Origin of the sequence: Streptomyces lancefieldiae (assembly GCF_031845825.1) — a bacterium.
In the GTDB taxonomy this organism is placed as follows: domain Bacteria; phylum Actinomycetota; class Actinomycetes; order Streptomycetales; family Streptomycetaceae; genus Streptomyces; species Streptomyces lancefieldiae.
In genome coordinates this window covers 1-1,037 of the sequence record NZ_JAVRFH010000236.1, presented here as the reverse complement: position 1 = coordinate 1,037, position 1,037 = coordinate 1, and the positions used below count along the sequence as shown (strand labels likewise).

Genomic DNA, 1,037 nt, shown 5'->3' with positions numbered 1-1,037 from the left:
GGGGCGTCCGGCACGTTCGCCGGGCGGTTCTTGGCGAACTCCTCGCGCAGCACCGGCACGACCTCTTCGCCGAGCAGGTCGAGCTGCTCCAGCACGGTCTTCAGGGGCAGCCCGGCGTGGTCCATGAGGAACAGCTGGCGCTGGTAGTCACCGGCGTACTCGCGGAAGGCGAGCGTCTTCTCGATCACCTGCTGCGGCGAGCCGACCGTGAGCGGGGTCTGCTCGGTGAAGTCCTCCAGGGAGGGTCCGTGCCCGTACACCGGCGCGACGTCGAAGTACGGCCGGAACTCGCGCACCGCGTCCTGGCTGTTCTTCCGCATGAACACCTGGCCGCCGAGGCCGACGATCGCCTGCTCGGGCGTGCCGTGCCCGTAGTGGGCGTAGCGGGCCCGGTACAGCTCGACCATGCGCTTGGTGTGGTCGGCGGGCCAGAAGATGTTGTTGTGGAAGAAGCCGTCACCGTAGTACGCGGCCTGCTCGGCGATCTCCGGCGAGCGGATCGAGCCGTGCCACACGAACGGCGCGACCCCGTCCAGCGTCCGCGGCGTGGACGTGAACCCCTGCAGCGGCGTACGGAACTTCCCCTCCCAGTTCACGACGTCCTCGCGCCACAGCCGGTGCAGCAGCGCGTAGTTCTCCACCGCGAGGTTGATGCCCTCACGGATGTCCTTGCCGAACCACGGATACACCGGGCCGGTGTTGCCGCGCCCCATCATCAGGTCCACCCGGCCGTCGGCCAGGTGCTGGAGCATCGCGAAGTCCTCGGCGATCTTCACCGGGTCGTTCGTGGTGATCAGCGTGGTGGAGGTGGACAGCACCAACCGCTCCGTGCGCGCCGCGATGTAGCCGAGCATCGTGGTCGGCGACGAGGGCACGAAGGGCGGGTTGTGGTGCTCGCCGGTCGCGAAGACGTCGAGCCCGACCTCCTCCGCCTTCAGCGCGATGGCGACCATGGCCTTGATGCGCTCACGCTCGGTCGGCGTACGCCCCGTGGTCGGGTCCGGCGTGACGTCGCCGACGGTGAAGATGCCGAACTG

1 protein-coding gene is annotated in these 1,037 nt (G+C 68.9%); it reads right to left on the bottom strand.

The features are described 5' to 3' along the window. On the bottom strand, positions 1 to 1,037 hold a 1,037-nt coding region (locus RM812_RS41845), incomplete at both ends, for an LLM class flavin-dependent oxidoreductase (RefSeq protein WP_311586212.1).